General features: G+C 39.9%; 23 protein-coding genes. 10 read left to right on the top strand and 13 right to left on the bottom strand.

Annotated features, from left to right (window positions below):
* Positions 1-81: 81 nt before the first annotated feature.
* The 5 genes from lpxK (at position 82) to ACED20_RS18105 (ending at position 5384) form a co-directional block, all read left to right on the top strand.
* A complete protein-coding gene (gene lpxK / locus ACED20_RS18125; protein ID WP_294197992.1) occupies positions 82-1107 on the top strand; it encodes a tetraacyldisaccharide 4'-kinase in 1026 nt (341 codons plus the stop codon).
* The gene (locus ACED20_RS18120) at positions 1091-1903 is read left to right on the top strand and encodes a purine-nucleoside phosphorylase (RefSeq protein WP_294239541.1); all 813 of its coding nucleotides are present in this window, start codon (positions 1091-1093) and stop codon (positions 1901-1903) included. The genes lpxK and ACED20_RS18120 overlap by 17 nt, the downstream gene beginning before the upstream one ends.
* 253 nt (positions 1904-2156) lie before the next feature.
* Positions 2157-2672 (top strand): thioredoxin family protein, encoded by a 516-nt coding sequence (locus ACED20_RS18115; RefSeq protein WP_294239538.1) that lies wholly within the window; start codon positions 2157-2159, stop codon positions 2670-2672.
* Between the two features lie 94 nt (positions 2673-2766).
* Positions 2767-3864, top strand: a complete 1098-nt coding sequence (gene dinB, locus ACED20_RS18110) for a DNA polymerase IV (protein ID WP_294239536.1) — start codon at positions 2767-2769, stop codon at positions 3862-3864.
* A 44-nt stretch (positions 3865-3908) separates the two neighbouring features.
* Positions 3909-5384 (top strand): alpha-amylase, encoded by a 1476-nt coding sequence (locus ACED20_RS18105; RefSeq protein WP_294226705.1) that lies wholly within the window; start codon positions 3909-3911, stop codon positions 5382-5384.
* A 302-nt stretch (positions 5385-5686) separates the two neighbouring features.
* Here ACED20_RS18105 and ACED20_RS18100 read toward each other — a convergent pair whose 3' ends face one another.
* Both ACED20_RS18100 and ACED20_RS18095 read right to left on the bottom strand, forming a co-directional pair.
* Positions 5687-7012 (bottom strand): carboxylesterase family protein, encoded by a 1326-nt coding sequence (locus ACED20_RS18100; RefSeq protein ID WP_294239532.1) that lies wholly within the window; start codon positions 7010-7012, stop codon positions 5687-5689.
* Between the two features lie 54 nt (positions 7013-7066).
* The gene (locus ACED20_RS18095; protein ID WP_294239531.1) at positions 7067-7948 is read right to left on the bottom strand and encodes a hypothetical protein; all 882 of its coding nucleotides are present in this window, start codon (positions 7946-7948) and stop codon (positions 7067-7069) included.
* A gap of 409 nt (positions 7949-8357) precedes the next feature.
* On the opposite strand from ACED20_RS18095, the gene ACED20_RS18090 reads away from it, so the two are divergent.
* From ACED20_RS18090 to ACED20_RS18080, 3 genes are read left to right on the top strand one after another with little or no spacing between them, the layout of a single operon-like run.
* Positions 8358-12023, top strand: coding sequence for a hypothetical protein (locus ACED20_RS18090; RefSeq protein ID WP_295210955.1), 3666 nt, complete (start codon positions 8358-8360; stop codon positions 12021-12023).
* 57 nt (positions 12024-12080) lie between these two features.
* Positions 12081-12890 (top strand): hypothetical protein, encoded by an 810-nt coding sequence (locus tag ACED20_RS18085; RefSeq protein ID WP_378106158.1) that lies wholly within the window; start codon positions 12081-12083, stop codon positions 12888-12890.
* Entirely contained in the window at positions 12800-13330 is a 531-nt protein-coding gene (locus ACED20_RS18080) for a hypothetical protein (protein WP_378106156.1), read from the top strand. Before ACED20_RS18085 ends, ACED20_RS18080 begins: the two co-directional genes overlap by 91 nt.
* 534 nt (positions 13331-13864) lie before the next feature.
* On the opposite strand, the gene ACED20_RS18075 is transcribed toward ACED20_RS18080, so the two are convergent.
* Both ACED20_RS18075 and ACED20_RS18070 read right to left on the bottom strand, forming a co-directional pair.
* Positions 13865-14854, bottom strand: coding sequence for a YhcG family protein (locus ACED20_RS18075; RefSeq protein ID WP_378106154.1), 990 nt, complete (start codon positions 14852-14854; stop codon positions 13865-13867).
* Positions 14855-15115: 261 nt separating this feature from the next.
* Entirely contained in the window at positions 15116-16018 is a 903-nt protein-coding gene (locus ACED20_RS18070) for a helix-turn-helix domain-containing protein (RefSeq protein ID WP_378106152.1), read from the bottom strand.
* 262 nt (positions 16019-16280) lie between these two features.
* Here ACED20_RS18070 and ACED20_RS18065 point away from each other — a divergent pair, with 262 nt between their 5' ends.
* On the top strand, positions 16281-17336 hold the full coding sequence (locus ACED20_RS18065; protein WP_294314454.1) for an NAD(P)-dependent alcohol dehydrogenase: 1056 nt from the start codon (positions 16281-16283) through the stop codon (positions 17334-17336).
* A gap of 50 nt (positions 17337-17386) precedes the next feature.
* Here ACED20_RS18065 and ACED20_RS18060 read toward each other — a convergent pair whose 3' ends face one another.
* Positions 17387-17815, bottom strand: a complete 429-nt coding sequence (locus ACED20_RS18060; RefSeq protein ID WP_294293400.1) for a helix-turn-helix domain-containing protein — start codon at positions 17813-17815, stop codon at positions 17387-17389.
* 82 nt (positions 17816-17897) lie between these two features.
* On the opposite strand from ACED20_RS18060, the gene ACED20_RS18055 reads away from it, so the two are divergent.
* Positions 17898-18782, top strand: coding sequence for an NAD(P)H-binding protein (locus tag ACED20_RS18055; RefSeq protein WP_378106149.1), 885 nt, complete (start codon positions 17898-17900; stop codon positions 18780-18782).
* 48 nt (positions 18783-18830) lie between these two features.
* Here the strand turns inward: ACED20_RS18055 and ACED20_RS18050 are convergent, their stop codons facing one another.
* From ACED20_RS18050 to ACED20_RS18015, 8 genes are all read right to left on the bottom strand, one after another.
* Positions 18831-20114, bottom strand: coding sequence for an ectonucleotide pyrophosphatase/phosphodiesterase (locus ACED20_RS18050; RefSeq protein WP_378106147.1), 1284 nt, complete (start codon positions 20112-20114; stop codon positions 18831-18833).
* Positions 20115-20559: 445 nt separating this feature from the next.
* Positions 20560-21309, bottom strand: a complete 750-nt coding sequence (locus ACED20_RS18045) for a T9SS type A sorting domain-containing protein (RefSeq protein ID WP_294226687.1) — start codon at positions 21307-21309, stop codon at positions 20560-20562.
* Between the two features lie 3 nt (positions 21310-21312).
* Positions 21313-21840, bottom strand: a complete 528-nt coding sequence (locus ACED20_RS18040) for an ankyrin repeat domain-containing protein (protein ID WP_294197972.1) — start codon at positions 21838-21840, stop codon at positions 21313-21315.
* The gene (locus ACED20_RS18035; RefSeq protein ID WP_294197970.1) at positions 21837-22382 is read right to left on the bottom strand and encodes a YceI family protein; all 546 of its coding nucleotides are present in this window, start codon (positions 22380-22382) and stop codon (positions 21837-21839) included. The genes ACED20_RS18040 and ACED20_RS18035 overlap by 4 nt, the downstream gene beginning before the upstream one ends.
* 10 nt (positions 22383-22392) lie before the next feature.
* Positions 22393-22731 (bottom strand): hypothetical protein, encoded by a 339-nt coding sequence (locus tag ACED20_RS18030; RefSeq protein ID WP_294230396.1) that lies wholly within the window; start codon positions 22729-22731, stop codon positions 22393-22395.
* Between the two features lie 2 nt (positions 22732-22733).
* Entirely contained in the window at positions 22734-23579 is an 846-nt protein-coding gene (locus ACED20_RS18025; protein WP_294230393.1) for a DUF5777 family beta-barrel protein, read from the bottom strand.
* A 129-nt stretch (positions 23580-23708) separates the two neighbouring features.
* Positions 23709-24272, bottom strand: a complete 564-nt coding sequence (locus ACED20_RS18020) for a Crp/Fnr family transcriptional regulator (protein ID WP_294197967.1) — start codon at positions 24270-24272, stop codon at positions 23709-23711.
* A gap of 263 nt (positions 24273-24535) precedes the next feature.
* Positions 24536-26710, bottom strand: a complete 2175-nt coding sequence (locus ACED20_RS18015) for a TonB-dependent receptor (protein WP_378106143.1) — start codon at positions 26708-26710, stop codon at positions 24536-24538.
* Positions 26711-26716: the final 6 nt, after the last annotated feature.

The raw sequence follows: 26716 nt of genomic DNA, 5'->3' as shown, positions 1-26716 counted from the left end.
GCTTGGATTTTTTAAATAAATATGGAAAAGTAGCTACCATATTGATTCAAATCCATGTGAAATTTCCTATTTTTGCAGGGTATGAAAAGATGGTACCTCTATCCTTTTTCCTTAGGTTATCATTTGGTAACGGGTATCCGGAATACCATGTATGATCTGGGACTTTTTAAATCGACGAAATTCAAGACTCCGATCATCTGTGTCGGAAACCTTTCTGTGGGCGGAAGCGGAAAATCGCCGATGGTCATGTATCTCGCCCAGTTTTTATCCAAACACTATAGAACCGGCGTGCTTTCCCGCGGCTACGGCAGGCTGACCAAAGGCTATGCCGTAACGAATTATGAAAGCAACTATAAAACGGTAGGCGATGAAGCCATGCAGCTTTTTGAACGTTTCAAAAACCGTTTCGTGATTGCTGTCTCCGAAGAACGGGTTCCCGGCGCGCGAAAAGTGATCAGCGATATGGACCTGGATGTTCTGGTGTTGGACGATGCCATGCAGCACCGCGCCATCAAAGCAGGATTCAATATCCTGATGACGGATTTTAACGATCCTTATTTCAAAGACCATCTGCTTCCCGGCGGTGACCTGAGGGAATCCAGGGCAGGTTCCAAAAGAGCGGATATCATCATGGTGAGCAAATGTCCCGATGAGCTTACGGAAGAAACCAAGCAGTATTATATTTCAAGGATACGGCCGGACCGTACCCAGAAAGTATTCTTCTCCTCCATCGGATACGATGAAAACGTGTACGGAAGGGAGAAAATGCTGCCGGACAACAACCTGAATTATTACGACATCCTTCTCATTACGGGAATTGCCAATCCGAAGCCTCTGCTAACCCACCTGGCGAAATTTTCGCAGAGGGTGAAGCATCTAAAATTCAGGGACCACCATAATTTCACGGAAGCGGATATCAAAAACATCGTTGCCGAATACAAGAAGTTAGGTGAATATAAATTAATATTAACTACCGAAAAAGACTACGTGCGTCTTAAAAGTTTTGACTATCTTCGGGATATTGTCTACTACTGGCCGATCAATGTCATCATTGATAAAAAGGAAGAATTCAACCAAATCATCTTAGATTATGTTAGAAAAAATTAAGCAGACCGCTGAGTTCATTAAAAGCAGTATTAAAGAAACTCCCGATTTTGCTGTTGTCCTGGGTTCAGGACTGGGGAAACTGCAGGATGAAGTGAAAGCCATCCACGTTCTGGAATATCACAAGATCCCGAATTTCCCACAAACTACCGTTGCCGGGCACGGCGGAAAACTGATCTTCGGAATGCTGGAAGGCAAAAAAGTCCTCATGATGAGCGGCCGTTTCCACTATTACGAAGGCCATTCTATAGAAGCGGTAGTGTTCCCGATACGGGTCTTTCATCTGCTGGGCATTAAAAACCTCATCCTCTCCAATGCTTCCGGCGGCATTAACCCTGATTATAGTATTGGTGATATTGCCATCGTGAAAGACCACATCAACATGATGCCCGAACATCCGTTGCGTGGCAAGAATATTGATGCCTTTGGTCCCCGTTTCGTAGATATGAGTGAACCGTACAACCGGAAAATGATTGCCGTTGCCGAACAAGCTGCTGCTGAAAATGCGATCCAAATTCATAAAGGTGTTTATGTGGCGCTTCAGGGCCCTACGTTTGAAACCCCGGCAGAATATGGCATGATCAAGGCGATCGGCGGCGATATGGTGGGCATGAGCACCGTTCCGGAAGTGATTGTTGCCAAACACATGGGAATGGATGTTTTCTGTGTTTCGGTAATTACCGATCTCGGAGGTCCTGATATCGCTTTCTCCGTTTCCCATGAAGAAGTCTTGAATGCAGCCAATAAAGCCATGCCGAATGTGATTGCCCTGGTTAAAGGTCTGGTGAAAAATTATTAAAGCGTTGGAAGAGGGAAGCCGGATGTTGGAAGTTTTTTAACTGACCGCTTAAGCATGCAATAATATTGCTTTCTATTCTATTAATGAAAATGCCGCTACTTTTCTCCCGTTTTTTCTTTGTTAAATAAATTAAACAATATTGAATCAACGCTCTTAATAGAAATCCTCAATCTCACGGATTTTTAGTATTTCATAAAAAGTGGTTTTGCATTCCCTTTTATGACCTAGATTTGCATAAATAATTTTTTTGAACATGAAAAAACTGTTGTTATTATTGATGATGGGAATTTTCGGATTAGGCTGTTCGCAGCAGACCCCAAAGGTCCTGAAAACAGGCTTTTCCAAAGAAGCCCTAGCGCAGAAACTGGAAAATGAAGAAGGAAAAACAGTGACCATTCAGCAGATCCTGGATCAGCATAAAGGCAAAGTGCTGGTCATCGATTTCTGGGCCGGATGGTGCAGGGATTGCCTGAATGCGCTTCCGAAAGCCAAAGAACTGGAAGAGAACAATAAAAATATTGATTTTGTATTCCTTTCACTAGACCGTTCCAAAGAAGGTTTTGACAGAAGCCTGGAACGATTTGAAATGAAAGGGAAAGAAAACTACTGGTTTTCTTCCGGGTGGAAAAACGATTTTAATAATTATGTGGACCTCAACTGGATCCCGAGATATATGGTAATTGACCAAAAATCCGCTATTGCCAAATATTACGCTATCACTCCGGACGATCCGGAAATCCAGGTAACTATCAACAAACTATTGAAATAAAGCGAAGATTTAAAAATAAAACTGAGGTATATTTAACCTTGAATATAAAAAACCTTGAACTTTAAACTCTAACAGGAATCCATATCTTTGCGGTATGGATTCTCCTTTTCCCACCCGCAAAATCATTCACGTCGATATGGACGCCTTCTATGCCTCCGTGGAGCAGCATGACAATCCTGCACTGAAAGGAAAAGCTATCGCTGTCGGTGGCCAGCACCGCGGTGTGGTCGCAGCAGCCAGCTATGAAGCAAGAAAATTCGGGGTACGTTCTGCCATGCCCAGTAAGACGGCCAAGCAGAAATGTCCCGATCTTATTTTTGTTCCACCGCGTTTTCCCCGATATAAGGAAGTTTCCAGGCAGATCAGGGAAATCTTCTACGAGTATACTGACCTGGTAGAACCGCTGTCGCTGGATGAAGCGTACCTCGACGTTACGGAAAACAAAAAAGGAATGGAATCTGCCAATCTCATTGCGAAGGAAATCCGCAGGAAAATCTTTGAGAAAACCGGACTTACCGCTTCTGCCGGGATTTCCGTAAATAAATTCCTTGCCAAAGTAGCTTCCGACATCAACAAGCCGAACGGACAGAAAACCATCCATCCCGACAAAATCGAGACTTTCCTAGAAGAGCTTCCGGTAGAAAAATTTTACGGCGTCGGAAAAGTGACGGCCAATAAAATGTTCAGTTTAGGTATTTACAAGGGCAAAGACCTGAAGAAAAGATCCATTGAAGATTTAACGAGACTGTTCGGGAAATCAGGAGCACATTATTACAACGTAGTCCGCGGGATCCATACTTCGGAAGTAAAACCGCACCGAATCCAGAAAAGCGTTGCCGTGGAAAGGACTTTTTCCGAAGACCTTTTTGAAGAGCAGCAGGTCAACGAAAAACTAGAAAGCCTGAGCGAAGAACTTCACAGCCGCCTGCAGAAAAATAACATCCTGGGAAGAACCTTAACCCTGAAAATCAAGTACAAAGATTTTTCCCTGTATACCCGGAGCATAACGCAGGAAGATTATTTCTCTTTACCGGAACAGTATCTTAAAACCGGCAAGAAATTATGGGAACTCAGGCCTTTTGACAAACCCGTACGCCTGTTAGGACTGTCCCTCTCCCATCTGAATACGGAAGAAAAAAAGCAGGTTTCCGTACAGCTGAAAATCCCGTTCGAAGAATTCGATGACCGATAATCCGTTTTTTTTCACTAAATTGTAGTAACCAAATTTACAATTTTATGAATGAAACGATGATTCAATTCTTCCATTGGTACTCCGAAGGAGATGGAAAGCTGTGGAAGCAGGCACAAAATGATGCAGAATATTTAGCCGGTCTCGGCATTACCTCCGTCTGGTTCCCACCGGCTTATAAAGCGGCAGGCGGAAAAGATTCTACTGGTTACGATACCTATGACCTTTACGATCTCGGAGAATTCGACCAAAAAGGAACAGTAGCCACAAAATACGGTACCAGAGAAGAATATCTAAAGGCAATCAGCGCCCTGAAGGAACACAATATCAAAACAATCGTGGACATCGTACTGAACCATAAAGGTGGCGGCGATGAGCTGGAGACTTTTAAAGTGGTAAAAGTGGATGAGAATGACCGTGAAAAAATCATTTCCGATGAATTCGAGATCCAGTCGTATACAAAATTTACATTTCCGGGAAGGAATAAGAAATATTCCGATTTCGAATGGAATTTCACCTGCTTTACCGGGGTAGATTACGCGGAGGGAATGGATTCCCACATTTATATGATCAAATCGGAATATGGCGACAGCTGGGAAGAAATGATTGATGATGAAAAAGGCAATTACGACTACCTGATGTTCAACGATATCGAGCACCGGAATCCTTTTGTAAGGGAAGAGCTGAATAAATGGGGCAAATGGTATTTTGACCAAACGGAATTCTATGGCGTACGTCTTGATGCCGTAAAACATATTTCCTACGAATTTTATAAGGAATGGCTTACGATGCTTCGCTCCAACACCGGCCAGAACATTTTTGCAGTCGGGGAATACTGGGCTCCGGGACGCCTTCCGCTGCTCCAAAAATACATTGCCGCTACGGAAGGCTGTATGAGCCTTTTCGACAGCTCGCTTCATCACAATTTCCACACTGCTTCAAATGAAGGCGGCTCGTATGACCTCCGCAGGATTTTTGATGAAACCTTAACCCAGGAAGATCCTCTGCATTCGGTAACCCTGGTGGATAATCACGACACCCAGCCATTGCAGGATCTGGAGGCCCCGGTGGAAGAATGGTTCAAGCCGTTGGCTTACGCTTTAATTCTTTTAAGAATAGATGGCTATCCGTGTATTTTTTATCCTGACCTGTACGGCGCTCATTATGTAGACAAAGATAAAGAAGGCAGCGACCAGGAAATATTCCTGAATAAAGTAGATGGCATCGAAGAACTGCTGAAAGCCAGAAAAGACCATGCTTACGGTGAACAGAGGGATTATTTTGAGGATGCTAATTGCTTAGGCTGGGTGCGCTTAGGGGACGAAGAACATTCCGGCTGTGCGGTGGTGCTGAGTAATAAAAATGCTTATGAAAAGCCGATGGAAATGGGCGAAAGATACATCGGAAAAACTTTCTACGACGCATTGGGAAGATCCGAAGATAAAGTGACCATTGATGAGAACGGATGGGGAAATTTCCCTGTACCTGCCGGAAATGTCAGCGTATGGCTGGAAGAACAATAAAAGATTAATAGGCTGGAAGAAGGATGTCGGAAGCTGGGAGTTTTTCCTGCCGAGCGCCTTAAAGTCTCAATCAATATTCTCTGTTAATGGGTAAAAACGAATCTTTTAAAATCTAGAATTATTAAAAATCGTTTTTTCGTATTAACTCATTGAAATAAAATTAAATATAGTCGAATTTATTTATTACTTGACTCTATTGTCGCTCCGGAGGATTTTCAGTTTTGATTTGCATTTCAGCAAGTTAGATCTGATTTCCTGTGGAGCGATCTTTTTTAAACCGCTTGCGGATTAAATTTTTTAAACTAAACTTTTCGGAGTTCAAGAATTTCCGGCCGTTCCGAATGATCGGATATTTTCCCGGTTGCCGCAAACTCAGCCCAAAGAGCCCGGAGCTTTCTCCCGTTTTCCTGAATATACTTCCAAGGAACTTCTTTGAGCAATTCCGAATCTTTCCAAGCTTCTTCATTTTCAAAAATCAACGGAAGATCGACACAATGCGACGCACCGATATAATTTCCTTTTAAAGTGGATTTAATAGTAAACCGATAGATATTTCCTCCGCCATCCGCGTAATTCCTGGCAAAAATGTCAGCAGGTTTTTCATAAATGGATTCCGTGGTTTTGCGGACGATGCTGTTGAGAATTCTGTTATGGAGATAAGTATACAGTCCTTCCTGCGCGGTCTTCACATAAAAAGCAGTTTCATCCTGATTGGATCCGATCAGCACATCATATTTTTTTGCATTTTTCTTCCATTGGGAAAGGCTTTCCTCTTCCGTACATAATGGGGCAAAACCGTATTGCGTACAGAAAGGCATAGCGGTTTTTAAACCGTACTTCCGGAATGAAGGCAGGAAATTTACATATTCATCCACCATTTTTAAAGGATCTTTTTCATCTTTTAAAAATTCGGTCCTGCGAAAAAACTCCAGCGACATTTTCTGTCTTTTGAGTCTGAAACCGAGCGGTGCACTGTGAATAATGGCTCTTCGGAACAATCGGTCCACACCTTCGGAGATCATCAGATGGGCAATTGCATCACCTCCCGAAGACTGCCCGAACAGGGTAACATTTTCAGGATCTCCTCCAAAACTCAGGATGTTTTTTCCGATCCAGCGTAAAGATTCAATGATATCAAACAAACCTAAATTGGCAGGCCGTTCTTCACTCCCGCCCAGGAAACCGAACAGTCCAAGACGGTACGAAACGGAAACGACAATCACCTGCTGTTCCTTAACCCAAACTGCAGGATCGGAAGTTGGCAGATCTCCGCAGCCTATTTCATAAGATCCGCCGTGGATCCAGACTATAACCGGAAGCTTTTCATCTTCACCGATATATTCCGGTCGGGTAACGGTTAAGAACTGTGGCGATTCATCAGGCTCAAATTGATCTACCTCGGTTTTCTGGATCAGCCTTTCGAGCAGCGGACTGATGTGCTGTGGACAGACCGGTGTCTTCTCCGGAATTTCATGCCAGCCTACATCTACAGGAACAGGCCTTTTATATCTTTCTGAACGGGCGTAACGGATGCTTTTCGCTTTGATAACGCCATCTTCCGTAATCGCTGGAATTCTTCCGGAAGGGGTTTGAAAAGTAAGGACTTCCGAATGTTGCTGGGTGGTCATGCCGAAAATAAAATTTATATTCTTTTAAATATAATCGTTTTGTGAGACTAATTACTAATCAAATTTTTCAATATTGTCAGACTTTGAAACAGTTTTAGCTTTTCCTTTTACCATCGTTTCAGAAATATAAATTAATTGTCCTTTTTTATGAGTATAATAATCGGAATTTAATAATCTAAAATATCCTTTTCTGAAGTGTGGTATTTTAGAAATTTGGTAGTTCCTTTCATCATAGATTTTATCAGACATTTTAAAAACTACATTATTATCTGATCTATCTTCACCTCTCGGAAATGAAATTTTAGGAACACCATCTACTACACATTCAGGAAAACATTTCATATATGCAATTGTGTTGATAGCCAGCCGGAACATTTTTGACAATGTAACTGATTGTAAATCTCGCTTATTATTTAAATCCTTGTAAAATATGTCTGACATAACACCATTACTTTTGCCATGCGAGAAATATAATTCTAAAGTATTATTTTCAAATAAAGTCAGGGCAAAAGCATAACCGTTTCTTTCATTAGGAATATGTAGTCCAAAAGAATAATAAACGCAATTTGTATCTCCTTTTGTTTTAGTGTAAGTAATTTGTTTCTTTTCGCCATTATCATAAAGATATTTTCTTATTCCGTCTATATCCGATAAATTGGTGTTCTCAAGAAATTCCTGTAAATATTTTTCTAAAAAGAAAATATGCAGTAAGTCTGCTTTAGAATCTTGTAACCATAATTCTAATCCAGTTATTAATAAATCTCTTTTTTCAAAGCTTTCACCTGGTAAAAGAGGAGAGTGTAGGATATTGTATCTCAATAATGAGAGAATAATATCATCCGAAAATTCAGGAGTAAGTTTTTTTTGATTTTTATAAAGTTCATCCCAATAAAATCTCAGTGGAGAACTGTAGCCTATTTTTTTTCCTTTATCCATTTTGTGTTGAATTATCGTCTTCTGAGACTAATATAAGAATACTTCTTTTATAAATTAATTACTACAACAGATATTAATTGATTCTTACGAAAGTAAAAAAAATTTAAGCTTTTAGATAAATATAATACGACGAGTTCTGTCGCTGCCTGTTGCTATCTTTCTTCAATAATAAAATCACGACATATATCAGTTGAAAAAATATTAAAAAAAAATTTAATGCGACGAGTTTTGACGCTACGCCGATAGATATTTGCATTATAGAAAAAAGGAAATGAAATTGGATTTTAAAAATTACGGTGGACATTGTTAGTCTGAACCACCTAAAAAATAAGGCTAAAACCTGAAGTCCACTCTAATAAAAAGAGCCTTCAAATTTTAACCTATATAAAACCAAAACAAATTTACACAAATGTCTACAAACAACAATGCGTCACAGACGCTTTTCAGATTCGTAAGCCTAAGAAATCCACAACTTACAGAAACAAAAAGAAGAAATTTAGGATTTATTCATAGACCTTCCGGAGTAAAAGGGCTTTTTGATGAAGCTATTGCAAATGATGCAGGAAAAAACTTAAAATTAAATGTATTGTCTCAAGTTGCGCGTCAGTTTGAAAATACCAGCTTTAAAACTGAAAAGGAAGTTGAAACCAGCGACTTTGGACAACTTTTGATCATCGGAAGAAAAATCTCAAAAAATGAAAAACTTGACGACTTTCATTTTAAGTTTACTAAAACTTTTTATGGAAACTTAATTGATCTTGGTAGTAAAGAATTAAACAGTAAAGGCTTGGAGATATTCCAAACTCTTTGGAATAATTTTATTTTCCAGGTTGTTATCCAAAAAGACTTCTATACGAAAGAAGCGATTGGTCATGTCCTGAAAGCTCTTCATATTGGATTTGCCCAGCATATGGAGATTGATGAAGATGTCATAAAAGCAAACGGAGAGAAGAAACCTTTAGAAAATGCGCTGATTGGTAAGATTGTACTTCCGACATATCTCTTTTCTGAAGATAACGGTTTGAATGCAATTACATCAGATACTTCGAGATCAACTTCCGAGGATAACATTGGAAACATCGCACAACAAAGGCTTATTGCCCAGGCCGAAAAAAACTTGGTCGTAAGTAAGGCGACTTATAGAAAAGAGTCTTTAATACAACTAAAATCTGAGTTACAAAGCCTACAAGAAGATTATAATAAAGGTAAAAACGAAGCCTATGAAAATGCCTATTCAGACTATCTGAAAACTTACGGAGAGGCATTACAGCTATTTGAAAGGAAAGTATTGGCTGTTGAAAAGAGAATCACTCCGGAAACTTCAGAAGAAGAAAAAGAAAAGCTATATGAATCTTTAAAAGAATTTGTGGTACGGCCATTTGAATTTAATTACTTTGAGGAACTCAGTTCGAGATATCTACAGCAAAATCTTTCTCCAAAATCTTTTGATTTATTTGTTGAAATCTTTTTAAGCTCAGATTTTGTAAAACTTTCAAAAAGTACTCCCGAAGCAAAGTCTAAAATTATTTCGGAAATTGGAGCAAATACCTTTCAGACCAACCAGCATGTTGATACTTTTCAAAAAGCAATAGATACAGTAGAGCGAGAAATTTCTTCAGAATCTCAAACTGCAATCGAAAATGGAAGATTACAACAGGAACAGTATGTAAATGTAGGCGGTGCATCGATTCCTATAGTAAATAATACGTCAAAAACACCTCTCGCCTATTCATTTGTAGCTTATAATTATTATTCGATCTATTCGGAAGCCAGATCTTTTGCTGACTTTTCTTTTGAAGTTGAAGATACGTCATGGAATGTGTCCAATGCTAAAATAAGTGCAGATACTGATTTGGGCCATGTTGAAGAAAAGTACAGCAATATCACGGTATCGGATGATAAAATTATTTTCCCTACAAGTTTGATTAATAAATTTCAAAATATCAATAAACTTTTAATAGAAGTAATTTTTTCAAATGGAAGAGAGGCTTATATGGAGCTGTCCCGTCTAGGCAATAAGGAAGTTTATACCGGGAAGCTTATTCTGAAAGGGGCTGCTTCTCCAGATGCAGGATCCCAAAAAGGGAGTTCTAAAAGAAAACATTTTGGAATTAAGAGATTAGGGGTTGCCGATTATATGAAAGTTGTTCAGAGTGTCCATGCATACGTTCCGGGAGAAGTTTCTAATATTGAGAATGTCATGGCGAGCGAACTGAGGCACAAATCATCTGTTGCAAGAGACTATTCTGAAATAATAGATACGACTTCAAAATCTCAGGAAACGGAAAAAACGTCTGATACGGGAAAGACTTCAAGAGCAGATATGCAAACCGAAGTTGCAAAAGAACTTGAAAGGCAACAAGCTTTTAATGCCCATACAAGATATAGTTTTGACGGATTAACCAATAAGTTTGAGATCGGAGCCGATTATGCGAATAATACAGCGCAGCATGACAGCACCAGGCAGGCAGTAATGAAGTCTCAGGAAATTACGGAAAAAGCAATGGAAAAAGTCCTTACAAAAATTTCCGAAGAAAGGGTTCAGAAGATCATTAAGGAATACACCGAAACCAATGTTCATGAGTTCGATAACCGTGGGAAAGTAACCAATACGGACAGCTCTGACACATCACCCAAACATATTACCGGAGTTTACCGATGGATTGATAAAAAGATGAAGAATCAGATCTACAATTATGGTAAGCGTACCATGTTTGAATTCATGATTCCCGAACCTGCAAAATTACACCGCTTATCTTCAGCTGTTTCAAAAGGTCAGATTCTTACAGCTCCGGTAGATCCGAGGAAAGCAGAGAGACCTCACAATATGCCGAATCCTAAAGCTGCTACAAAGGAGTTACTCGAATATTGGGCACAGATTTACGGGGTTCAATTAACGGATCTCCCCAAAGAAGAATTGCAGATCAACCAGAACATTACAGGAAGCCCCAATACCACCGGGGATTTCGGTCCCATTGCAGTACCAATCAATATTACTCAAAATTATACTGCGAAAAAAATGAGTGTTAAGGTGACAGCAAGTTATGGATGGTTTGTAACGCCATGTATATTGTATATTGACAACGGAAAAGGAGGACTGAGAGGCATTATAACATTTGAAAGTCCTTTTCAGAGAACCTGGGATGAAGATGGATTAAATCTTGAAGGTACGTTCAATTTTACCTATAGGGGAAAAAATGTTAAAAATGTTTCATTCGGTGTAACGTTAACGTGTAAATTATCTGAAAACTTCATGCAACAATGGTATACTGAAAACTTCAATGCCATTATCACAGCCTATGAAGCGGCATATAAAAAATTCCTTGATGACCAGGCTAAGCTGGATGCAGAACAAAAAGATAAAGAAGCTGAAGCAAAAGAAAAATCCAGCAACTTTTATCGTTATATGGAACATGACGTTTTAAAACATAATTGTGTAGCCTATTTATTACAAGACTATCTAAATGTTTTAGGACAAAACTTCACGAATGGGGACAAGATGGAAAATTTTGAGGTATACTTAAACGAAGATTTAGACAAATATACTGCTCTTGCCAAATTTTTGGAACAGGCATTTGAATGGGAAATTATGGATTATACATTCTATCCTTACTATTGGGCCAACCGTAAAATGTGGCGGGAAATGTATGTAAGCGAAAGTGTGGATCCGTTATTCAGAAGTTTTCTACAGGCCGGTATGGCGAGAGTGATTGTAACGGTTAAGCCAGGCTTTGAAGACGCCATACAGTTTTTCTTAACTACAGGAAAAATTTGGAACGGTGGTGAGGTTCCTGTTATCGGTGATCCGTTATATATGAGTATTGTTGATGAAATGCGTCAGCCAACCGGAAAAGCGCAAGGAAAATTCTGGATTACAAGGCTTCCTACGACATTGACTATCCTGCAGGATAAATCTACAGGACTGCCGGTAGACCAGCCTTTACCGATCTTCCATGAGAATAACCCGGAGAACTGTGAAAATCCTATGGAACTGGAAATTGATACGAGCTTTGTCCAGAGAGATATTCAGTTAAATCGTTCTGATAAAACAGAGAGTACATTACCTAAAGATTGATCTAACCTAGAAACTGAGCGGCATTGGCCGCTTAGTTTTATTTAAAATTCAAAACGGATGAAAGATAGAGTTACTGCATTGAGATTACCTAAAAATGATCCCAAAGTAAATAAAATAAAAGTTACAGGTTTAAAACTTCCACCAACGGCTCTTCCTAAAGCAGATAAGCTTGTAGAGATGCGTCGAAAATATGAGGCCTATTTAAAATATGAAACCGATGGCCATTATAGCACGGTGTATTTAGTTTGTTTAATGCTTGGCATGGATAAAAAATTTGCACAAGTTTTAGCCAAAGCAACTGAAGCACCAGATACAACCGTTCATGATGAATTAAGATTTGAATTAAATGATACATGGGGACATCCTTTTGGCCCACAACAGAAGATTCACTCACTTACCGGAGGTTTTCACGGAATTGAGGAGTTTTTTACCGCTATAAAGTTTTTATATACACCGAATGACAAAATAGAAGAATTAGGGAAACTCTTACATCGTTTTGGTGATACATATGCACATACTAAAATTGATAATTTAAAACCTGATGACATTAAAGAACATATTAATTTAGAAAAAGTTGATGACGAAACAATTAAAAAATATATCGAATCCTGGCAGGTGGGTTCGGAACAAACACTTAAAAGTAAGGTAGAGCCGTGGGTTACTTTTTTTAATTATTATATGCGTGAGTATGGTATTGATTTCTTAGAAAATGAAAGTAAACAAAAAATTATATTTCAAGGTAAAACACTTAAAGAAGCGTTAAAAGATATATATATATGCCAAAAGGTACCTCTGATTTTATTATGTATGGTAAAGATGGCTATACAGGAGAACATGCCTTTGCGGATGGAGGATATCCTGATATGATTTATCTACGTCCAAACTGGTATTTTATTTATGTACAAAATCTAGCATGGCTTATTGCTAATAAATATAATTTGGAATATTCTAAATTAGATTTATCTTTGTTTAATAAGATGCTTGATTTCTTAAAAAGGAATCAAAAGGAAAAGCCTTCCATGAAAGGGATTATTGATTATGAAATTGCAAAGTTTTTAGGAAAGAAGGAAATTTATATCCCAGTATACTATGCAAATTCTCCCAGAATATTGGCATCAGTTGATGGAATCAAGACTAATTATTTACAAATAGCTAAAAATGTTCTGGAACTTACAAAAAAATATATTGTCGAACAAGGCGTACCATCAAATAACATTATGGTAGAAGAAATAAATAATTGGATTAATCCTAAAATAAATAGAGGTGGATTTTATGTCACTGAAGCATTTAAAATAATTTTAAAATAAAAATGAATTTTTTTCAAATATCCTTATTGATTATTACACTGGCGATTATATTTTTTACTTGGAAAAAATACCGCTTAATTGCAAATTTTTTCATTGGAATATTAACTTTGATAGCCTTAAGTAATCTTGATTTTTTAGATTTTGAGGGAAATTTAGATGTTTTTACAATTTCTCACCTCATATTTTCCTTTATACTATTAAGTCTCACAATGTTAATTCCGAATAAGAAGCAAGTTTATATATCTTCAATTTTGGCTTTCGTATTAATAATCCTTTTCCTAATATTTGGTATTGATTCCGGCAAATATTTTGAAAAAAAATTCGGAGTAATTGTTCGGGTATTTTTAGCATTCTTCCCAATTAATTATTGGTATCTATTAAGTAAAAAGGATTAGAACCTAAACTTTATATAATTTCATAGAGAAATTTAAATCACCTACTAAAATCCCAAGTTACGGCTTGGGATAATTTATTTTAAAAATACTGTGATTGTAATTACAGATCTTTTTTTGAGATTTTAAAATAATCCTATATTTAATCTTGATTGTCCAATTGAAATTTTACTCTGTCTGCTTCGATTAGCTGTTTCAATTCTTTTTCGTCAGGTAAATATGTTCTATATTTACTGGCAAATAACTTCTCATTATCTGACATCACAGAGTATTTTACAACCGTTTCATCTTTTTCGGTACATAAAATCATTCCTATCGTGGGATTGTCGTCTGCTCCCTTTTTAAGGTCATTATACATCCTTACGTACATATCCATTTGACCTATCGCTTCATGAGTAAGCTTATGAGTCTTCAGATCAACAAGTATAAAGCATTTCAAATAGTAGTTATAAAATACAAGGTCCACAAAAAAATCAGAGGTATCAGTAACAATGTGCTGCTGTCTTGCTACAAAGGCAAATCCTTTCCCCAGCTCCATCAAAAACTTTTGAAGATGCGTTATTAAAGCCGATTCTATTTGGGTTTCAGTCTGTGATATGTCTGAGGGAATACCTAAGAACTCAAAGATATATGGATCTTTTATAAAATTGGGGACCTCCTTATTTTCCGATATCGGCAATTTCAGTAATCTTCCTAAATACTGGCTGTCAATATTTCTTTGAAGTGTCCTGGTATTCCAATTCCCTTCAATCGAATGTTCAATATACTGTATTCTGTGTTCAGGATTTTCAACTCTGCTGATAATTCTGTAATGGGTCCAGCTTAATTCGGTACGCACTGCGTTCCAAATTGGAAATGCCATGAAAAAAGCCCGCATATTATTAAGATTTCTCTCATTAAAGCCTTTTCCAAATTCCAATGATATTTGTGCAGCAAGGTTTTTTAAAACTGATTTACCATACTTAGCCCGGAGCTCACCATTCTGCTCATCTTCAATGATAAGCTTTCCAATTTCCCAATACATTTTCAGCAATATCGTATTACTGCTTCTGTATACTTGGGTTTTTGCATCAATAATAATTTTTGCAATGGAACTGTAAAGCTCCTGATTGAACTGTGATCTTTCTATCATTTACCAAAATTACAAAATTTACTTTATCTTCGAGTTGGCCGACATAGGATCATTAGCCAATACCAATGATTAACCTGATATGATAAAACACTCCAAACATTCAGCAATTGCTTTTATAAATTGGAAGCAACTATTAATGGTTTTAAACTAAGACAAAAGCGGTCCAAGCCCAATGCGAATGTTTACTTTTTAGTACTATATGGAGATTCCTGCAGCATGACAAAAAGATCAGTCTACATCGGCAGTGTAAGAATTATAAAATCAGTTCAATGACTTATACTCACTTGGGGAAACACCTACTTTGCTTTTAAACAGGCGGGTAAAATGCTGCGGGTATTTAAAGCCCAAATTGTAGGAAATTTCGCTGATGGATTTGGCCGGATCGAAAATCTGGTCTTTCGCTGCATCAATAAGCCTGTTGTGAATATATTCCTGCGCGGAAACCCCGGTTTCCTTTTTGATCAGGTCGCCGAAATAGTTTGCTGATAAATTCAGCTGATCGGCAAAATAATTGACCATCGGCAACCCGATATGCTGAGGTTTTTCCGAACGCAGGTAATCATTAAGCAAAGTATCGAACCTTCCGATAATTCCCCGGTTTACATAGTCCCGGGTAATAAACTGGCGGTCGTAGAACCGCATGCAGTAATTGAGGAACAGTTCGATATTGTTGATGATCAAGGACTTGCTGTGCTTGTCGATGGGTTGTGCGATTTCGTGTTTTATGTTTTTCAGACATTCCAGAACCGTCTCCCGCTCCCTTTCGGAGAGATGCAGCGCTTCGTGGACATCATAGGAAAAGAAGTTATACTCTTTGATGTTCTTTCCAAGAGAAGTTCCTTTCAGCAGATCGGGATGGAAAACCAGTGCAAAACCGGCAGGCTGAATGTAAGTTTCTGCGTTATAAATCCCGTAGGTCTGTCCGGGTGCAATAAACACCAGTGTTCCTTCCTGATAATCGTAGCTATGCTTGCCGTACTGCATGTCGCCGCACATGACATCTTTCAGGAAAACGGTGTAAAACCCAAACTTCCTGGTAAACTGGCAGATGGGATTCGATTTCGAAAAATCTACCACACTCACCAGCGGGTGCAGGGTTTCATGGTTCAGCATTTTATTGTATTCCGATATGGTATTAAAAACTTCAACGCCCTGATTCTGCATGACTTTTATTTTTTATAGGTTCAAAATTACCACTTTCTACAGGACATTTGGTGTGGCCGGTAAAATTGGTAGTTCTTCCCGTAATTTATATAAGCCGGTTTATGGCAAAAGGTTCGAATTTTGCAGCCATAGCATCAGATTATAAAAGCAGTGGGCTTCAGGTCTGCCGATGGCCGGGGAATCATCTTTCAAAGGATGGCCAGGGGTATTCGATTCAAATAGACAACAGACAACAAACAAAAAAATAATTAATACTAAACAAATGAGCACATTCACAGTAAAAGCTTACGGCGCGGAATCCAGAACGGCGGATCTTCAGGAATTAAAGATCGAAAGACGGGAAGTTACCGCAAAAGACATTGAAATTGAAATCCTGTACTGCGGGGTATGCCACTCCGATCTTCATACGGCAAGAAACGATTGGGGCGGATCGATGTACCCTGTAGTTCCGGGACATGAAATCGTAGGAAGAATTACCAATGTAGGAAGCGAAGTTTCCAAATTCAAAGTGGGCGACCTGGCTGCCGTTGGCTGTATGGTAGATTCCTGCGGAGAATGCGAAAGCTGCAAGCATGACCTGGAGCAATATTGCCAGAAAGGATTTACCGGAACTTATAATGGAAAAGACAAGCATCTGGGCGGCCAGACTTTCGGAGGATATTCCCAGAAAGTAGTTGTGGACGAAGGTTTTGTGCTGAGCGTTCCTGAAAACCTGGATCTGGCAGCCGTGGCCCCTCTTCTGTGTGCCGGAATCACCACCTGGTCTCCGCTGAGACACTGGAATGTCGGGCCGGATTCCAAAGTTGCGGTAGTCGGTTTGGGAGGTTTGGGACATATGGCGATCAAGCTGGCCAAAGGCCTTGATGCGGAAGTGACTTTATTTTCAAGGACGCCCGGAAAAACCGAAGATGCAAAAAAACTGGGTGCAGACCATGTGGTTATTTCCACAGAGCAGGAACACATGGATTCGGTACAGGGGAAATTCGACCTTATTATCGATACGGTTCCTTATGAGCACGATATTAATCCTTACCTGCAAACGGTCGCGTTAAACGGAACATTAGTATTAGTAGGATTCGTAGGACAGTTTGAGGAAACCAAGCCAAGCACGCTACCGATGATCTTCCAGAGACGTTCAGTAGCCGGTTCCCTGATCGGAGGAATTGCCGAAACACAGGAAATGCTGGATTTCTGCGGTGAACATAATATTGTTTCGGATATCGAACTTATTAAAATAAGCGAAATTAATGATGCTTACGAAAGAATGTTGAAAAGCGATGTGAAATATCGTTTTGTGATTGATATGCAGTCACTGTAAATCTTTTGATTCTCATTATAAAAGCAGGGTTTCACACCGGAAGCCCTGTTTTATTTTTTCAGATTCCTGCTGAAAGTATCCTGCTCCCTATTCGTTCTATATCTGTTTTCTTCAGCCAATCCGTTATTATGCCTTTCCATATCCTGGAAAGCCCATGCTGCCATCGCATCAATAACAGGAGCCAGCTCATTACCGGCTTCACTGAGTCTGTACGTTACATGCGGCGGTACTATGGGTCTGGCCGTCCTGATAATTAGGCCATCTGCTTCAAGTTGCTTCAAATGCTGGATCAGCATTTTCTCGGTTACGGCAGGAATGGCTTTTTTCAGTTCGCTGTATCTTTTTTCTCCGGTAGAGAGATTGAAGAGGATAATGGGTTTCCAGAACCCGCCGATTCTTTCCATGATGTACATTACAGGACAATCCTGTATGGTCTTTTTGTTTTCCTGAATGGTTGACGATTCTTTAATAGCGGTCATAATGATACATACTTTAGGGTAAGTACTTGTAAAAAAGTAAGTACAAATATACCTTTGTTTCCGAAAATAAAAAATATCTTTTATGAAAATTATTATCACAGGATCGTTGGGAAATGTAGCCCAGCCTCTGGCCAAAGAACTTATTTCGGAAGGACATCACATCACGGTTATCAGCAGCAACGAATCTAAAAAAGCTGAAATTGAAAAACTGGGCGCCCGGGCAGCCATCGGGTCTATCGCAGATCCGGACTTTTTAATCCGGACTTTTGAAGGTGCAGATGCCGCATTTTTAATGACACCTCCAAGTATGGGCGAAGAGCATATTGTGGAACAAACGATCAATGCGGGAAAAAATTATGCTGAAGCGGTAAAGAGAACCGGTATAAAAAAAGCGGTCATGCTGAGCAGCGTAGGAGCCGGATCTGCAATAGAGAACGGCCCGATCAAGGGTCTTTATCACATCGAAAAACTTTACAGCGAACTGGAACATACTTCGGTCGTATTTTTAAGAGCAGGCTATTTCTACATTAATTTTTTCAGCGATATCCCGCTGATCAAAAATGCCGGGATTCTCGGAGCAAATTATCCCGGAAACACAGAAGTTCCCCTAGTCCACCCGAAAGATATTGCCAAAGCTGCCGCAGAACAACTGCTGGAAAATACTGTAGGCCATACGATCAGGTATATTGTAAGCGATATTCGCCCTGCATCTGATTTTGCAAAAGTTCTTGGAAATGCAGTTGAAAAGCCTGAGCTTCCATGGGTAGAATTTAAAGATGACGAGTCGCTGAACGGGATGCTGCAGGCCGGGCTTCCTCAGGAAATGGCGGAACTATACACCGAAATGGGCCGCGGGCTCCGAACCGGGATTGTACAAAAAGATTTTATTGAACACGGTGCGTTAGTGAAAAGAACAACCCGTTTAGAAGATTTTTCAGAAGAGTTTGCCGAAGTATTTAATTCCTGAATATTTTTGTCATATAATATTTCGGTGGGTCTTGCCCACCGAAATATGCTATTTGTTTTCTTTTACTATTTTCTTCAGCACTTTCCGCTTTCCATCGATGGGCTGACTTATTTTTAACCCTAACATATCCGCGACTAACGGATACACGTTTACATTTTGAAATTCACCGATCTCCAGGTTATTTTTGAATTCCGGACCCCAGGCAAAGAAGGTGGCCTTCATTTCAGGAACCATACGCGGATCGTAGCCGTGTTTTCCAACCGGACCTTTCTTTCCTTTTTCAAGAAATATTTTCGGGGCTTTCGGGATCAGTATGATCTGTCCGATCCTGTTGTAACGGTCATCTTTTGTAGCGAAATGAAGATATTGGGGCAGCTTTTTATCCAGCCAGACCTCGTAATCTCCGGTTTTGTTTTTCTTTAGTTCCTTGTAAGTCTTTCTGATATCCTTCGGATTTTTAACGTAGACCCTCAAAATTGTCTGGGAATTGTAATAATCGAATTTATTTTTATCCAGTAACAGGGAAGGAATTTCCAAAGGATGTTCACCGTCTACTTTGATCATGCCGTGGTCTGAGACGAAGATGAAATTTACATTCTTCAGTCCGAGATCACTGACTTGCTGAACCAGATTGCCGATAGCGTGGTCTATTGAGTGTACAGCATCTTCCGTTTCTTTGGAATCGGGACCGAAATGATGGCCGGACGCATCCACCTCCGGAAAATACAATGCAATAAAATGCGGCCTTTTCTCCATGGGCAGCTTGAGCCAGTCAATCACTTTCTGCACTTTTTCAGATGGTGAAAATTTTTCGTGGTAAGGATAATAATATGTCGGTCTTTTTCCTCCGGCTTCGCTTGCAGAGCCTACCCACATCATGGAAGCGGAAACCATGCCCTGTTTTTCGGCGAGTGCCCAAAGCGGAGTTCCGCCGTACCAGCTTCCGTCTTCTGCAGTTTTTCTGCTACTCGCTTCATAATTTTCCTTCCTTTTATAATCGTAAAAATAATTGTCGATAAGGCCGTGATGAGAAGGATATAACCCGGTGACTAAGGTCCAGTGGTTCGGAAAGGTAATGCTTGGGTAGCTTGGAAGCATATCTTTGGCCTGAACCCCTTCATTGGAATATTTCAGAAGGTTTTCCGCGCGGTATTTCTTCGCATAATCGCAACGGAATCCATCGGTGGAAATCATGATGACATACGGTTTGGCCTGTGCCTCCACGCTGTTATACCTGTCCGGAACCACTACCTGAGCAGTATCCGTATTGGTTTTCTGTGCGAAAATTGCCAGTGAAAAAATCAGCATTAAAAATGATAGTCCCTGCTTCATTGCTTATATTTTCTGCAAAGTTAGTCTCCCTGTTTTTTTCAGGAAAATTTAACCGGTTAAAAAAACATTAAAGCTTTGGTGGATTAAACACAAAGTTGTTGAGCTATGTAAATAATCTCTAACGCTATCGGCGCTAAGAACAATTGATCTTCCAACCGCTTATTTTTCGTTCGCAAAGACTGAACTACGTTCGTAAACTTTCAGTTTATATTCAGCAAATGATACTTATGGATATTACTCTTTTGCCAGGTATGATAAGAAAATTACCCGTAAACTGAAGATATTATGGTCAGAGAATACCTTTCAGGAAATGGCTGTTTCAGAACAGCAGTTATCAAATCTTGAATTCATATCATTTAAACTTTTCGCTAATTTCAAATTTTAATACTGATCCCCTGTATTGATCATTATAAATTAAAAAAGCCACTTTTCAGTGGCCTTCCGTTTATTTTTTGATCAATTGTTCGAAGACGGTCGAACCGTCTTTTAAAGTGATTTCCAAATAGTAATTTCCCGGTCTTAGTTCGGAAATATTTACTTCCTTTCCGTCCACTTTTACAGACTTCACTTTTCTTCCTGTAGCTTCGTAAATATCTACATTTTTGATTTTTTCAACGCTTTTAAAGGTAAAAGTCTCTTTAGCAGGGTTTGGATAAAGCACTACTTTTTTGGTTTCAGCAGCTACTTCACCAGTTGCCAGAACAGATCCCATCGTAAGTGTTGCATAGCCTCTCAGACCTGTGGAGTGGTAAGCGATTGCCTGGCTGCCACCGGTTCTTGCATAGAAAATATTGATGCTGCCCGGTGCATTCTGAATGGCAAAATCTCCTGATCCTCCCGCAAGCGAGCGTGTTGCCACAACCGTTCTGGTACTTCCGGAAACCGTGTTCGAAGTCTGGGTCCAATCCTGGGATGCATCAGCTGTAGGCGCTGTATATCCTCCAAACGTGTAATCCCTGTTTGCAGAGGAATTGTAAATAAACCCGTCTGATCCGGATGCCATTCCGGAGCTTCCGAAGCCAATTCCCAGCATTGAATTGCTGTCTCCGGTTAAGGTAATGGTAACGGTTGTAGGATCGGTCACCAATTTCACCGTCATTCCCGAAGAACCGAGACTAACGGTTCCCGTAGAAAAAAGCTGTGCGTTGACTAAGCAGGCAGCAGCCATTGACAAAGTGAGTAAAACTTTTTTCATTCGTTAATTTTTAAGAAGATTAATAATTTCTTTATTGTTTGTCTGTAATGCGTATTCAAAGGGCGTCATTCCCTGAGCATCCTTTATCGTTTTATCGGCTTTGTGCTTCAGCAGCAGTTCCGTCATTTCCCTATTGCCGAACTTTACGGCCCAGAACAAAGGGGTAGCGCCGGAAGCATCTGCGATATTCGGGTTGGCCCCTTTGCTGAGAAGGTATTCTACCAGCTCTCTGTTGTATTTTACAGAAAGCCCGGATAAGGCTGTTCCTTCCCGGCTTTTGTAATTAATGTCTTTCACATGATCCATCAAAAATTTAGCCACCTCAACATTTCCCCTGTAGCAGGCCAGAATAAGCGGTGAAAAACCGCTATCGTTGGTCTGATTGATTATATCCGGGTTCTGTTTCATAAGTTCCTGCACTTCAGCAACCGTCCCGCTTCTGGCAATATCATAGATTGATTTTGCCTTTTCCTGAGCAGATACGAATGCCATACTCAGGAACAGACTTAAGAATAAAATGATCTTTTTCATTGTTTTGAAAAGACATAGTTATACTGAACATTCACACTTTCCGCGATTTTTTTACTCACCATTTTAGGGATGGTTACTTTATGGTCCGCCGATCTTATGACAAATCCTCCGGACATGTATATTTTCCCGTCTTTGGCATAAACAGAAGCCGTAGAATTGTATGCTTTATCCACTCCATGGAAATTCAGTGTTCCCTGAACCGTGTACTTCTGTGGGGATGAGGATAATTTGGATTTATCGAAGTTAACGATTTTTCCTTTGAAGGTGGTTTTAGGATATTTTGCCGTTTCCGCATAGCTTTCGTTGAAGTGCTCTTCCATCAACTTTGTTTTGAAATGAAAGTTCTTCACATTGGAAACTGAGGCGAATTCTCCTGTATCGGCATTGATTACCGCTACGTTGTTGTCATCCTGTGCGAAAACATCTTCAAACAAAGGAACAGAAGCCTCAAATGATACTTTTCCTGTTTTGGCTATATATTTCTGTGCCGATGCAAAGTTGGCAAAAAGTACTGCTGCAATAACTAAAATGAGCTTTTTCATAAGAATATATTTAATTTTCAAGAAGCCCGTCGGCTTTCCATTTGGTGATGATATTGATCTGTACAGGAGAAAGACTTCCACCCTGCGGCATTTTCAAAGGATCTCCGTTGGGACGGCTAATCCTGTTGATGATATTGTCGATATTGTTTTTAACCTGAGAATAATTGGTCAGGGCCTGCGGTCCCGGTGAATGGCAACTTACACAATTAGCGTCCATGATCGCCTTAACATCTTTATTGTACGTTACTACCTGTGCAATCGGCGTATTATCTGAAATCTCTTCGTAGGTTCTGCTTTCACAGGCGATGCATGCAACGGCTGCTGAAATAATACATATTAACTTTTTCATACTTAAAATACTCTGTAAAGGTTAAACCCGAAGAAAATCTGTCCTTTTTCCCATCTTCCGGCGGCATTGGTAAGGTAGCCTATATCGGAATTAAGCTGGGAATTGGTGAATAAAAGCTGGAACACGTGTCCCCCGGTTTCGATGTCCATCCCTAATGAAAGCGGATTTTTGTAAAAACTGTGGTTGTCGAAATTCACAAAATATTCGGCATTGATGGAAATCCTTTTTGAGATCTTATAACGGCCCCCCAATCCCGTAAGGAATTGATTTTTATCTTCCACCAAAGGTTCGTACAGGTTTTTGTGAACATACGAAGGCGTAAGTTGCAGGGAAAATTTATCACTGAATCTTCTTGAAATAAGCGCCTGGGTAAGGTAAGAAAGTCTGTCACCAAACTGAAGATGCGGATAATTATCTTTGCTGAGGTCTGTATTTACGGCCATCACGTTATATCCTACGATATCCACCGGGAAGTTTTCATTCTGCTTTAACAGCTTGTATTTTACAGCACCTTCAAAAGTTTTCAGATTGGTTTCCCTGGAAAGGCTTACGGAAATACCATCGGTAATCCCGTAGATCGCTCCGAGCTTGGTTGAGGCATTATCCAGCCCGAAAAAGTCTTTGAATCCTTTGCTAACATCCCCAAAACGGTGCGCTACTACAATATACCATTCGTTTTTTGCAGCAAGTTTTGTCGACTGTCCGGTAACGATCTGGAGTGCTTTGAATGCAGGCTGTTCCATGTCCGGGGTTTTTGTCTGAACCGTATCGATATCTTTCAGCAGATCGTCCTGTGCAAAGGCGAAACCTGTGATGAATACCGACAAAAATAAGAGAGTTTTTGTCATACCCATTATTAAAAAATTAGTAGGACAAACTTAGAGACTTAAACAGGGAAAATTGTGTGATAAAAGTCACAGACCGGACTGTTTTTATCAATAAGACTTATTAATATTATTTAACAAAGAATATTAGCTTTATCTAACATTTTCATTTACAGGAATTTTTATGCCTTCTTTGGTCTGAACGAGTTCGCCTTCGTTTTCCATTTTTTTCAGTACCCTGCTAATGACTTCGCGGGAAGTGCCGAGATTCCCTGCAATTTCCCGGTGGGTAAGCCGGATCGGATTGTTTCCGGTGACGGAAACCTGCTGACGGATATAGTTCAGCACCCTTTTATCCAGCCGGTGGAATACGGCATCATTCACCATGCTCATCACATCGGAAAACCTTTTATCATATTCATGATAGAACACTTTATTGATTTCAGGAAAGCGGATCAGCCATTCGTGGATTACCGAAACAGGGATCAGCATGATTTCGGAATCTTCTTCAGCAACGGCATATACGCGGCTGATGTAATCGGTAAAAATGGATGAAAACGTCATCATACAGCTGTCGTTTCTCCGAATGTAATAATAAACAAGCTCACGGCCGTCATTCAAAGTAAAAACCCTGATGGATCCGTTGATAAGGAACGGAACAAATTTATTCTTCTGCCCCTCCCTTACAATTTCGGATTTGGCCTTAATTTGAGTCATTATAGCATGCTGATTAAGTTCCTTTAGAAAATCATCACCCATAAAGCCGAATTTATTAAGAATAAATGGATTAGTTACCATATCTATTATATCATATTTAATGACAAAGATATAAAATTGTAAAGTCAGGATGCTATTTTTTTGTTCGATACGCATTATTATTTTGCTCAGGTCCGGATGGATGGTTACAAACATGCCAGGAGCAAAGAGCCGGAAATTTAATAAAAAGCTGCTTCATCGGGATAAAGCAGCTTTTGTGAGGATCAGAACCGGTATTTCAGATTCAGCCCGTAAAAGAAATAGGCTTTACTCGGCCCGGGATTGAGATCCGTTGCAACTCCTTTCGGATACCCGCTGCCCGTATCCGAATCATTAATACTGTTCCCTAAGAACAGGAAGGTATAATTGATCTGGCTGGTCAGGTTGTTTCCCATAACATAGGCATCAAGATCGAATCTGCCGAAAGATTTCTTGTAACCCAATTTGGAATTAAGCAATCCGAAACCTTTTACAAGATTGGTATTCGCAAAATCGGTGTAGACATTCCCAAGATAATTGTAGGTATTCACCAGATAAAAACCAGGTTCTGTATAAAGATCCAGACCGATGGCATATTTGTTTCTCGGAACACCTACTACCGTTTGGTGATTATAATTTTTACCGTTATTTACTGCATTATAAACAGAATTTCCGCCTGTTAAGTTATTGGTAAAATCTTTATACTTCGCATCATAGTAGGACATATTTACAAAAGGCACAATTCTGTTAACAAAAGAATTATCATTTTTATACTGATACCCTACACTCACTTCCAAACCGGTGTTTCTCTGGTTTCCTGTGTTCGCCCAATAGCTGTAAGTATTGTTGTTGCCAAATAACTGAGTGAGTTTATTCGTATAATTAATATTAAACGCAGAAACCTGATAATCCAGTTTGGTATCCAGCAGTAAGCCATGCACGCTGAAATCCAGCATTTTTGCACGTTCCGGTTTAAGGTCATCATTGGCTATATTGATGACGTTGATGAAAGAGGAAGTAGCCGTAGGCGCATTGTAGCCTTCACTGTAACTCAGATTAAAAATCTGATGCTTCCATTCTTTCTGTAAGGCAAAATGAGGAGTATAGGCCGTTTCGTACTGTTTTCCGAAGGACAGATCTTTTTTCCCTGAAACCAATCCGGGAAGTGCATACAGATCTTTTCGGTCATAATTGGTTTTATTGGCACTAATTCCTGCGAGGAATGTTACACCCCATGGTTTGTATGTTAGATAATCGATGGCAAAATAGGTAGACTGATTGTTATTGTATTTAAAATAAGATGCCCCGGAAATCCCTGTAGTTTCAAGAGGATTTGTAACAGATCCTGTAAAGCGGTAACTGGATGTTGTAGACATAGAGTTCTGGATCTCGGTACCGAAATCGAACCGGTTTTCGAAATCTTTAAATTCATTTTTGAGGGTGAACGTCGAGCGCAATCCCACATTCGGTGAGCTTGTGATACCGAATGCTCCTGCGGAAACACTTTCTGTATTTCCGTTGTAATAAAACAGCGTGGTATAATTTCTAAGATTGGGAAGAATATTCACCGAATTGCTCAGTCCTACACGGGTTGATTTTATTTTATTGCCCGCGTTTTTACGGATGTAAGCCGCATTTCCGTTATCGATTCCTGCATCATAATCGTCGTAAGAAATCTGTCCTGAAATGTGCTCATAGGAATATGCCTGGCTGCCGAAAAAGCTCAGCTGGTCGTTTTCACCAAGCTTTACGGTTCCGTTGACATTGAAGAAGTTCTTCAGCCCGCTTCCGTTCGGCCGGTACCCATCCGTTTCAAGATGGCCGTAAGCCGCATTTACCGAATAATTTTCGTCCGCCACGTTAAGCTGTGTTCGGGACTGGAAGGTTTTAAAAGCTCCTGCCAGAACATTTTCCGATACGCTGACTCCTTTGGTGAAATCGGGGCGTGTGTAAAAACGGACTACTCCACCGACTCCGCCGCCGTACATTGTCGCTGCAGGGCCTTTGATCACCTCAACATTATTGACGTAAGCAAAATCGACATCATCCAGAATAGTGATTCCTTCGGCATTGGTAAGCGGCATATTGTTCCAGTAAGCTTTTACGCCCCAGTTATTGAATTTCTGATCGTTTCCATAACCACGGACAACCAGACGCTGGCCTCCGAAATTCGTTCTTTTATCCACCTGAACGCCGGGCATGGTGGATAAGGTCTGATCTATTGCTGCCGGATTATTTCTGTTGAGTTCTTCTTCAGAAAGCGTTTCCACCGATTGTGCATGCCTTTTGAATTCCGCACGTTCCTGCTTTATTTTTTTCCTTCCCTGGATGGCTACTTCTTCAATATTGCTTTCCGGAGCCTGTTGGGCATGGGCCATGGTGCAGCCTAATACAGCTGCCATGCATATATATTTTTTCATTGATTT

The sequence above is a fragment of the Chryseobacterium sp. sg2396 genome (assembly GCF_042610505.1).
Lineage (GTDB): Bacteria > Bacteroidota > Bacteroidia > Flavobacteriales > Weeksellaceae > Chryseobacterium.
Note: the sequence above shows the minus strand (reverse complement) of the source record. Positions and strands in the feature narration are given on the sequence as shown.

Coding starts and splice junctions, on each gene's coding strand:
- ACED20_RS18065 (WP_294314454.1), top strand. CDS start 16,281: ATGAGCACATTCACAGTAAAAGCTTACGGCGCGGAATCCAGAACGGCG.
- ACED20_RS18085 (WP_378106158.1), top strand. CDS start 12,081: ATGAAAGATAGAGTTACTGCATTGAGATTACCTAAAAATGATCCCAAA.
- ACED20_RS18095 (WP_294239531.1), bottom strand. CDS start 7,948: ATGGATAAAGGAAAAAAAATAGGCTACAGTTCTCCACTGAGATTTTAT.
- ACED20_RS18090 (WP_295210955.1), top strand. CDS start 8,358: ATGTCTACAAACAACAATGCGTCACAGACGCTTTTCAGATTCGTAAGC.
- ACED20_RS18070 (WP_378106152.1), bottom strand. CDS start 16,018: ATGCAGAATCAGGGCGTTGAAGTTTTTAATACCATATCGGAATACAAT.
- lpxK (WP_294197992.1), top strand. CDS start 82: ATGAAAAGATGGTACCTCTATCCTTTTTCCTTAGGTTATCATTTGGTA.
- ACED20_RS18045 (WP_294226687.1), bottom strand. CDS start 21,309: ATGAAAAAAGTTTTACTCACTTTGTCAATGGCTGCTGCCTGCTTAGTC.
- ACED20_RS18035 (WP_294197970.1), bottom strand. CDS start 22,382: ATGAAAAAGCTCATTTTAGTTATTGCAGCAGTACTTTTTGCCAACTTT.
- ACED20_RS18100 (WP_294239532.1), bottom strand. CDS start 7,012: ATGACCACCCAGCAACATTCGGAAGTCCTTACTTTTCAAACCCCTTCC.
- ACED20_RS18115 (WP_294239538.1), top strand. CDS start 2,157: ATGAAAAAACTGTTGTTATTATTGATGATGGGAATTTTCGGATTAGGC.
- dinB (WP_294239536.1), top strand. CDS start 2,767: ATGGATTCTCCTTTTCCCACCCGCAAAATCATTCACGTCGATATGGAC.
- ACED20_RS18025 (WP_294230393.1), bottom strand. CDS start 23,579: ATGACAAAAACTCTCTTATTTTTGTCGGTATTCATCACAGGTTTCGCC.
- ACED20_RS18015 (WP_378106143.1), bottom strand. CDS start 26,710: ATGAAAAAATATATATGCATGGCAGCTGTATTAGGCTGCACCATGGCC.
- ACED20_RS18050 (WP_378106147.1), bottom strand. CDS start 20,114: ATGAAGCAGGGACTATCATTTTTAATGCTGATTTTTTCACTGGCAATT.
- ACED20_RS18020 (WP_294197967.1), bottom strand. CDS start 24,272: ATGACTCAAATTAAGGCCAAATCCGAAATTGTAAGGGAGGGGCAGAAG.
- ACED20_RS18075 (WP_378106154.1), bottom strand. CDS start 14,854: ATGATAGAAAGATCACAGTTCAATCAGGAGCTTTACAGTTCCATTGCA.
- ACED20_RS18105 (WP_294226705.1), top strand. CDS start 3,909: ATGAATGAAACGATGATTCAATTCTTCCATTGGTACTCCGAAGGAGAT.
- ACED20_RS18030 (WP_294230396.1), bottom strand. CDS start 22,731: ATGAAAAAGTTAATATGTATTATTTCAGCAGCCGTTGCATGCATCGCC.
- ACED20_RS18060 (WP_294293400.1), bottom strand. CDS start 17,815: ATGACCGCTATTAAAGAATCGTCAACCATTCAGGAAAACAAAAAGACC.
- ACED20_RS18055 (WP_378106149.1), top strand. CDS start 17,898: ATGAAAATTATTATCACAGGATCGTTGGGAAATGTAGCCCAGCCTCTG.
- ACED20_RS18040 (WP_294197972.1), bottom strand. CDS start 21,840: ATGAAAAAGATCATTTTATTCTTAAGTCTGTTCCTGAGTATGGCATTC.
- ACED20_RS18080 (WP_378106156.1), top strand. CDS start 12,800: ATGCCAAAAGGTACCTCTGATTTTATTATGTATGGTAAAGATGGCTAT.
- ACED20_RS18120 (WP_294239541.1), top strand. CDS start 1,091: ATGTTAGAAAAAATTAAGCAGACCGCTGAGTTCATTAAAAGCAGTATT.